General features: G+C 57.0%; 1 pseudogene. It reads left to right on the top strand.

From position 1 onward, the window contains the following. Window positions 1–34: 34 nt before the first annotated feature. Window positions 35–251 (top strand): annotated as a pseudogene (locus tag QN347_RS20465) (hypothetical protein); the annotation flags it as partial.

Here is a 251-nt window from a genome sequence, read left to right as displayed (position 1 = left end):
GTCTTCGCTCACCGAGCGCGGCTCGGAAATCACCATGCGCGCACTCGAACTCGGTGCCATCGATTTTGTGACCAAGCCCAAGCTGTCGATACAAAGTGGGATGCATGATTATGCTGAGTTGATCGCCGAAAAAATCCGCATCGCCTCGAAAGCGCGGATCCGTCCGCGCAGTGTGGCGGCGGCCGAACACAGTAAATCCCTGCAGGGCGCGCTGCCCATGGTGAGAAATCCTTTGACCAGTAGTGAGAAAC

Origin of the sequence: Sphingomonas sp. 10B4 (assembly GCF_035019905.1) — a bacterium.
Lineage (GTDB): Bacteria > Pseudomonadota > Alphaproteobacteria > Sphingomonadales > Sphingomonadaceae > Sphingomonas > Sphingomonas glacialis.
The sequence above is the reverse complement of the archived record's forward strand: the minus strand, read 5'-3'. Positions and strand labels throughout refer to the sequence as shown.